At 53.4% G+C, this 8,310-nt stretch carries 4 protein-coding genes and 1 pseudogene; 3 read left to right on the top strand and 2 right to left on the bottom strand.

Annotated elements, in window-relative coordinates; all coding sequences use genetic code 11:
* Positions 1 to 118: 118 nt before the first annotated feature.
* Positions 119 to 880, top strand: a pseudogene (locus AC0QHF_RS08510) (RNA-guided endonuclease InsQ/TnpB family protein); the annotation flags it as partial.
* A 121-nt stretch (positions 881 to 1,001) separates the two neighbouring features.
* On the opposite strand, the gene AC0QHF_RS08505 reads toward AC0QHF_RS08510, so the two are convergent.
* Both AC0QHF_RS08505 and AC0QHF_RS08500 read right to left on the bottom strand, forming a co-directional pair.
* On the bottom strand, positions 1,002 to 2,480 hold the full coding sequence (locus AC0QHF_RS08505) for a carotenoid oxygenase family protein (protein WP_324703775.1): 1,479 nt from the start codon (positions 2,478 to 2,480) through the stop codon (positions 1,002 to 1,004).
* A 19-nt stretch (positions 2,481 to 2,499) separates the two neighbouring features.
* The gene (locus tag AC0QHF_RS08500) at positions 2,500 to 3,888 is read right to left on the bottom strand and encodes a folate/biopterin family MFS transporter (RefSeq protein WP_324703774.1); all 1,389 of its coding nucleotides are present in this window, start codon (positions 3,886 to 3,888) and stop codon (positions 2,500 to 2,502) included.
* A 452-nt stretch (positions 3,889 to 4,340) separates the two neighbouring features.
* Here AC0QHF_RS08500 and AC0QHF_RS08495 point away from each other — a divergent pair, with 452 nt between their 5' ends.
* Positions 4,341 to 6,518: a proline-rich domain-containing protein gene (locus AC0QHF_RS08495; RefSeq protein WP_324703773.1), complete on the top strand. Its 2,178-nt coding sequence runs from the start codon at positions 4,341 to 4,343 to the stop codon at positions 6,516 to 6,518.
* Between the two features lie 165 nt (positions 6,519 to 6,683).
* The gene (locus tag AC0QHF_RS08490) at positions 6,684 to 8,222 is read left to right on the top strand and encodes an ArnT family glycosyltransferase (RefSeq protein ID WP_324703772.1); all 1,539 of its coding nucleotides are present in this window, start codon (positions 6,684 to 6,686) and stop codon (positions 8,220 to 8,222) included.
* Positions 8,223 to 8,310: the final 88 nt, after the last annotated feature.

The raw sequence follows: 8,310 nt of genomic DNA, 5'->3' as shown, positions 1-8,310 counted from the left end.
TTCGGGAGCTTGATAGCTCCGTCTCTTTAGAGCGGAGTGGAAAAGCGACACGGCGGCTTTAGCCGCATTGCCGTTATATCCTGAAAAAGTTAGCATTATGCGTTGATTAGGTCGAATTATGCTCGTACTTGAGTTCAAGGCTTACGGTAAGCCCAGCCAGTTCGCCGCCATTGACGAGGGCATTCGAGTTGTCCAGTTCATTCGCAATAAGTGCATCCGCCTGTGGATGGACACCCCCAAGACCGGGAAGTATGACCTCAGCAAATATAGTGCCGTACTGGCCAAAGAGTTTCCGTTTGCCGAAAAGCTCAACGCTATGTCTAGACAGGCATCAGCAGATCGGGCATGGACGGCTATCTCTCGCTTCTACGACAACTGTAAAAAGAAAGTCCCTGGCAGAAAAGGGTATCCACAATTCCAGAAGGATAATCGCTCAATCGAGTACAAAACCCAAAGTTGGAAGCTGGCCGATAATCGCCAGTCGATTGCTTTCACTGACAAGCTGGGAATCGGCAAGTTAAAGCTCAAGGGAACTCGCCATCTCAATTTCTACTCGAAAGAACAGATCAAGCGGGTCAGGCTGATCAAAAGATCTGACGGCTACTATGTTCAGTTCTGTGTTCAGGTCGAGCGACGTGAAGAGGTTCGGCCCACTCACAGTGCCATCGGCTTGGATGTGGGCCTTGAGAACTTCTACACTGATTCGCTGGGCGGCAAGGTCGAGAACCCCCGGTTTTACAGACTGGGAGAGGCGAAGCTGAAGCGGGTTCAGAGAAGAGTCAGCCACAAGCAGAAGGGCTCTAACAATAGAGCTAAGGCGAGAGTTCGATTAGGCAAAGTTCACCTCAAGATAAGTAGGAAGAATCTCCGTCGCTGTCTTCGCGGAGAGTGTCAACAATCGCCGCGACTGTGCAAGCTTTTCCCATCAAAATTCCGCGCCCCCAACCCGTGGGAAAGCGCGGAATTTTTGTCGGCGGAGACAACTGAAAACTTATTAAAACTTAAAGTTTCGCGAAGGTTCCGTGCAATCCGTAGGGGATATGGTGTTTGAGGTGCAACCGGGCGACGGGGCCTTGATTCACGTCCTTGCCATCCAAAATGACGACATCGGACTGGTGGGTTTCGCTATTGTAAACCAACATCAACACCCAGCCGTCATCCTCCGAATTCCCGTCCGGGCGGGGGACGAACACGGGTTCCCCGGCAAATCCCCGGGGTGCCGCGCTCCAAAGTTGGCGATCGCCGGTTTCGAGATCCACCTTCAAAACCCCCTGCAGGGGCGCATTTCCCTCGGGCTGGTGCGCCGCGCCGAGGTATAAATATCGGTAGGAACGGCCCATGCGATCGGGGTGGATTGTGGGGAACTCGCAACACCGGGATTCGACCATTTGGCGTTTAACTTCCCCCGTGGTTAAGTTGAGGTTGAACCGCCACAGTTGACCCGGTTCGAGAACCGTAAAATCAGTATCGCGGAAATTCGCCTGGGGGTCAACGCCCGGTAAGGATTCGTAACAGATGGAGTCGAGATAGATTTCGTCCCCCGTTTCAAAGGCGTTGACGTGGTGGAAGACGAACCCGGATTCGATTTCGAGCACTTTTTTGTGCGATCGCCGCTTCGGGTCGCGGGGAATCACGATCGCCCGGGTGGGTTCGTTTGGTTGAAAATTGATGCACTGGCCCGCCCCGCAGAGTCCGAACAGATACGGTAGGGGATTGAAGCGGACGGGATTTTGCAAAAAGATGCAGTAATTGGGGGTAATGGCAAAATCGTGGATGAAGGCGAAACCGGGCACCGAATGGTCATGTTTGTGAACCAGTCCGCCGTCGGGGGCAAGTTCGTAGATTGTAATTGTCGTCGAGAGTCCCGGTTTGATGGCAAAATTCACCAAACTGGGTTCGCCGCCATTGAATTGAGAACGGGGGTCGATGCGGGGGTGGGCGGCGAAGGCTTCCCCCGGTTCGAGGATGCCGCCGAGATCGTCAATGCCGAGGGTTTCCAGGGTTTCCGGGTCGAGGCGGTGGGGTTGGGCGGCTTCCCACAGGGCCAGGAGTTTGCCGCCCCAGTAAATGACCTGAGTATTGGCAATATTTTTGGTTCGCAGGTCGAAGGCGTTGGCCAGCCATCCCCCCGGTTTTTGGGTGCCGAATACGCCCCGATAGCGGATGGTCTGGGCTTTTTGTTCTTCTAAATAGCCCGGGGTGCGGACGTAGCGGTTGCGGTAGTGGGCCCGTCCGTCCCGGAAGGCGATCGCGGAGATCATGCCGTCCCCGTCGAAGGGGTGGTGGATGGGCAGACCGCCGATATCTAAAAGGCCGGGGCCGTTGCGGAACAGGGTCCCTTCGAGATCGGGGGGGATGGTTCCGTCGATGTCGGCGATCGCATAATCGTATTCATTCGGTTGGGACCCATAGCCCCGCTTCCAATCTTCGGGATCGTAGGGCCGTTCGGTTTTGGAGGGTTTGGAGGTCAAATTTTGCATGGTTGAGACTGAAAAATAACTAATCGGACACTAATTCCGGAACCAATTCCGGATTTAGGGATTCGGGTTCGCCGTCGGGGGACTCGGGGGACTCTTCTTCCCCTCGGGCGCTGACCTGGGGCAGCCAGTGGATCAGGGGGAGGGGCAAAAGGGTGCTGAGGTTGGTGATCGTCAGCAGCAGCCACAGGTTATCGAAATTCGTTTCGGTGACTCCCAACAGGTGCGTCAGCAGGGCGCCGGACTCGTGGGAGAGGAGTCGGGCGAGGTTGGAAATGGACATCAGCAGGGCGAACAGGGTCGCTTCTACTCCGGGGGGACAGAGGCGGGCGGCGAGGACGAGCACGGGCATATAGGCGATCTCTCCGGCGACGGTGAGGATCAGGCTGTCCCCGAGGCTGAACCAGCGGTCATCGATGCCGAGGGCCCGGTTGGCGTGGGTGACGAGCAGCAGGACGCTCATGCCGAGGACGGCGGAAATGATGGTCGAACCCAGGAAGATTTTCCGGAAGGGGACGGATTTGAAGAATCGCTGGAACAGCCAGATCCCGATCAGGGCGGCGATGCTGGTGACGAGGCGGACCCGCCCCAGAAATTCGGGTTGGAACCCGAGTTCGTTGGTGCTGAAGTAGAAAAAGGCGGAGTCGCCGGAGGGGGTGGCTTGCCACAGGAACACGAAGGCGGTGGGCAGCCAGATGGATTTTTGGGTGATGGCCCCCCGCAGTTGTCTGACCTGATCTTTGACGATTTCCCAGTTGGAGGCGTCGGTTATCCGATTTTCCGCGATCGCTCCGGCGATGGCGGATACCAGCAGGGGAAAGGTGGCGGTGATCAGGAATACGGTTTGGGAGTTGAAGGCTTCCAGGAGGTAGCCGCTCAGATAGGCGGTGATCAGTCCCCCGATGGCGGAGGTGGCCCAGCAGAGGGACTGGAGGGAACCGATGTTGCCGATGGACTCGTTTCGGGCCCGCTCCACTACCAGGGAGTCTACGATCACGTCGCTGACGGCGACGGAGAGGGAACTCAGGGCGATCGCGATCCCGGCCGTGACGGGGTTGCTGACGACGGTGGCCATCGCCACCCAGGAGAGCGCCCCCAGAAGACCCGATAGAATCAGATAGGGTCGGCGGCGGTATCCGAAAATGGGCAACCCGTCGGAGAGGAACCCGAACAGGGGTTTGACCACCCAGGGGAGGGAGGCGATCCCAGTCAGGGCGGCGGTTTCGGCCGGACTCATCCCCAGGTCATCTTTGAGGAAGAAGCTGACGGCGAGGCGGGCTAACCCCAGGATTCCCTGGACGAAGTAGACTGTCAGGATGGCGACCAGTTCCGGGCTGGGGTCGTTCCCGAAGAATATATTTTCCTTGATGAATGCTTTGATCTCGGCGGTGCCGAATCGGGACGATCGCATATTGTAAATAAAGATTAAGATTTTTCAACATATATATCATAACGATTCGCCTCGGCAATGGCAGCCGATCTCTGTTTGGGTGGGAATTTGAGGCGTCGGGGGGCGTAGGGTGGCCCGCAGAAAATTTTAAGAAATCGAGCGGAATGGGGCTTCTGGGAAGGGGAAAATGTAATTTTTTGGGGACTTAGGGAGCAAAACCGGGAACTTTTGAGTCCATGAACTTGGGATTCTACAATCGGTAGAATGGAGTATGTTTGAGGCTGTCGGTCCGGGCGATCGGCAGCTTTTTTGACTCTCGCCAAATTCTGGAATGGCAGGTCGGAATAGAAAGGCCGTGTCGGGGCGCGATCGCTCGGTATTTTTACAGATGACGGTGGGTCCCAATTTGTTCCTTGGCAGTTCGGGACGGACTCGGCTACAGTGAGTTCTGTCCGAGCCATATCTGACTTTCTATGGATGCCGAATCTGGGTTGACGGGGTTAAGGCGAACCGCGATCGCGGTTTTCGTGCTGTTGGGGACGATCATTTTCTACGGATACGAATTCGCATCCGCCAACCTCCGCAACCAACTCCCAGCCGTCGAATTCCTCCTCGACCCGACCCTCTATCCCCGGGATTTTTACGTTCGGGAAATGGTGCAATTCAACCCGCGATTTTATTATTATCATTTAATTGAAGTTTTGTCAAGGCTGGGATTGAATATTTCGGCGATTACATTCATTTATTATCTCATCGCACTGGCCGCATTCGTCCTGGGTTTGTCTGCGATCGCCCGCATTTTGTGCCGGAATGTCATGGCGGCTTCAACCCTGGCATTTCTGGGCTTAACCGCCGCCAACGGCACCATCGGTTTTACCGATTTATTCCGCACTGAACCCATTCCGGCAACGTTTGCGATCGCTGTTTCAATCTGGGGAATTTATCACTGTTTTAAGAGTCGCTGGATTTTCGGATATACTCTATTCGGCTGTGCCTGCCTCCTACAATTTTTGGTCGGCGTCCTCCCGGGGATATTATTCGCCCCCCTCGCCATTTTAGAAGTTTATAGAAGCTCTCACGTTGATCGGCAAGAACGCCCAATTCAAAGTCCCCCTTACCAAGGGGGATTTAGGGGGATGGAAACTCCCCCTTACCAAGGGGGATTTAGGGGGATGGAAACTCCCCCTTCCCAAGGGGGATTTAGGGGGATGGAAACTCCCCCTTACCAAGGGGGATTTAGGGGGATGGAAACTCCCCCTTACCAAGGGGGATTGAGGGGGAGCGAAACTCCCCCTTCCCAAGGGGGATTTAGGGGGAGCGAAAGTCCCCCTTCTCAAGGGGGATTTAGGGGGATCTCATCAGCCTACAAATCCCCACTAATCGCCTTTCTATTATTAACCCTTTTCGCCGCCGGTGTCTACCTGCCCATGAAACTCACCGGAGGGACGGGAAGTGAGCTGATGGACGACGGACAGTTTATCGAGCTTTACGGTTACATTCGCCACCCCCACCACGTCATTTATTCTAAATTTGGATTATTCGGATCGCGGGGGTGGATCAATTGGATCGGGTTCGCAGTTTCCGGATGGATTCTAATCTCAATTTCATCGGTTTTTACATCCAAAGATAAATTCAAACTGCGAGTTATTTTTATCGCCGCTTTGGGAGGGTTGCTGCTGGGGTATGTGTTCGTCGAAATCATCCCGATCGCCACCTTCGCGAAACTGCAACTGGCGAGGACGACACCTTTTATTCAACTGGTGGTTTTAATGGCGATCGCGGCTTGGGTTAGTCAATCTTACCGGAGTGGCAATCTGCCCTTGGGATGTCTATTAATCGCCCTTACCGTTATTAAAAATAGCGGGATTTTGTTGGCGATCGCCACCATAACACTCTGGTTATACCCCCGTTATCTATCCAAACTTAAAAATCGGTGGATCTATTTTTCAATCGTTATTTTAATGCTGATTTTGTCAATTCTCCTCTGTTCCTACTTCGGTGCGATCTTCACGCTGCTATTTGTCGCATCAATACAACGCATCCAAATACCCTCCCAGAAACTCAATTGGATCGATTATGGCTCCATCTTTTTACTGCTGCTGACTTTCCTGTTAAACTATCATTACGATCTGTTTCTGTTTGGGACACTATTTTTTCCCGCGATCGCACCCCTTCCCCGGTTTCCGAAATTATTGAAAGTCGCCCTATTGTCAATTTTGATAATTGTAGGCGCCTCCTGGATGCCGAATCGCCTAAAAATTGTCGCGAAACCGGACGAACCCGTGGCAATTTTAGGCGAACGGTTCCGGCAACAGAGTCCCCAAGATGCCCTCGTTTTAGTTCCCCCGTCTGATGAAGATTTTCGCTTCTATTCCCAGCGTTCCGTGGTGTGGTCGTTCAAAAGTTTTCCTTTCACCGATCGCGGTATATTGGAATGGGAAGATCGGATGAAAAAAATAACCGGAACCGTCGATGCTTCTGCCGCCGATTTAGATGATCGCTACCGCCAAAAGTCGGGTTCGGAATTAGTCGCGATCGCCCAAAGTTTCCAAGCTGATTATATCCTCACTCGCACTGACTGGCACCCCGAGCTCCCCGGAACCCCCGTCGATACCGTCGAGAATTGGGGAATTTGGCAAATTTCAGAATAGTAGCACAGGCATCCTGCCTGTCACAAACCAGCCAGTTACGATCCAGATTCTTTTGTATATAAGCCGTAGCACAGGCATCCTGCCTGTCACAAACAAGCTGGAAGCTTGTGTTACGAGAACAAGGTATACTGCTATTCAGTTCGTCGGGTGTCGCCAAAATTGTCCATGAGTTTGAGTCCCGCAGAAACCGCCAAACCGTCCGCCAGTGGCGATCGCATCTGGAAAGATTCCGCGATCGCGATCGCACTATTTGCCCTCACGATACTGACTCGCCTCCCCTTCCACACCCAATTTCCGGAGGGGGACGAGGGACATTTCGCGATGGCGGTTCGCGAGTTTGACGTCAGTCGAAACCAGCCGCAGATGCCGGGGATGTTTATCATTTTTATCTGGATGGCGAGGTTTTTTAACCTGTTTATCGACGATCCGACGCTGAGTTTGGTTGCCGTCAATATTGTCGCCTCGGGGGTGACGGTTGCCGCTTTGTTTCTGTTGGGAAATGCTTGGTACAATCGCCGGGTTGGCTGGAGTGTATCGTTACTCGCCCTCACCAGTCCCCTGTTTTGGTACTACGGCGAAACGGCGTTTTCCCACGCCTTGGAATTTTGCTGGGTGGTGCTGATTTATCTTGCTGCCTATTATACGGGATTGGGCGATCGCCGTGCCCTATTTAGTTTGGCGATATTGATGGGTTTGGCGGGCGGAATTCGTCCCAGCACGCCCTTTTTCTTGCTTCCCCTCGCTTTGGTTGCGGTGTTTTTCGGGTGGCGGCGTTCCCGCAAAACTGATAGTCAAAATTCGTTTACCTTTTTTCAGGTGATTTTAGCCTTTGGAGTCGGTTGGCTGGCGGTGGCGTTGTGGTTCGTTCCGTTAATTGCCAGTGCGGGGGGATGGCAAAGTTATTGGGAGTTGGTGCAAAATTGGCTACCCGTGCACACCACCCGCCAGGATGCGGATTCCTTGGGGGAGGTGTTCGACAATGTGATGGTATTGATGAAGGCTTATTTTCGGGTGGTGGGATTGGCGATTATTCCCATGTTTTGGATGTTGGTGCGCGATCGCACGGCGATCGGGTATTTGATTCGCCGGGATTGGAAAATTCAGAGTTCATTTGCCGCTTTAATTCCGGGATTGTTGTATTTTTCTTTGGTTCACCTCCGCCGCAAACCCCAGACGTTTACCATCATGCCTGCGGTTCTGATTATGGGGGGGTTGACGATGGTTTGGTGGGGCGATCGCCTCTCGAAGTATCACCGCCAAGCCTGGGCAATTGTCACCGCCGCGATTGTTGGTTTGAACGGGTTATTTTTCCTTTTTGGTCCCCCTGGAATGCCGACTGCCGGAGAGTTGCGACGGTTCAATTTGGATGTGGGAGAACGGATCGAATTTGTCCGCGATCGCTTCCCCCCGGAAACTACCGTCGTCCTGACTCGGGATTATTATTACCGCCTCATGGATCTCTATTTTCAGAACTATCAATTGCCGGATTTATCCCACGATTTGGATGAGGATGCGATCGTGCTTCCCCCCCACATCCGCACTCTGGTTTTGTTCGACGATCGCATTTTCAGCGAACCGGGACAGGCGGAGAATTTCCAAACGATGAATATGCCGAGCGATCGTCCCATCCGCTATCTGAATTGGTTGCCGGAATGGCAGGTTAAACTCAGCGAAAATGGCGCGATTTTGATGCGGCGTCAATAACGGTTTCTATCGTTTCAATCCCTAATCGGTATTTCTGATTCTATCCAATCCGGTTGAATCTCCAAACCGCTTGGGAATCAATTCCCAA

It is taken from the genome of Lyngbya sp. CCY1209 (genome assembly GCF_055795065.1).
This window is presented reverse-complemented; position numbering and strand designations above follow the sequence as displayed.

What these genes read in the sequence shown, in the direction of transcription:
- AC0QHF_RS08505 (WP_324703775.1), bottom strand. Translation starts at nt 2,480, where the DNA reads ATGCAAAATTTGACCTCCAAACCCTCCAAAACCGAACGGCCCTACGAT.
- AC0QHF_RS08500 (WP_324703774.1), bottom strand. Translation starts at nt 3,888, where the DNA reads ATGCGATCGTCCCGATTCGGCACCGCCGAGATCAAAGCATTCATCAAG.
- AC0QHF_RS08495 (WP_324703773.1), top strand. Translation starts at nt 4,341, where the DNA reads ATGGATGCCGAATCTGGGTTGACGGGGTTAAGGCGAACCGCGATCGCG.
- AC0QHF_RS08490 (WP_324703772.1), top strand. Translation starts at nt 6,684, where the DNA reads ATGAGTTTGAGTCCCGCAGAAACCGCCAAACCGTCCGCCAGTGGCGAT.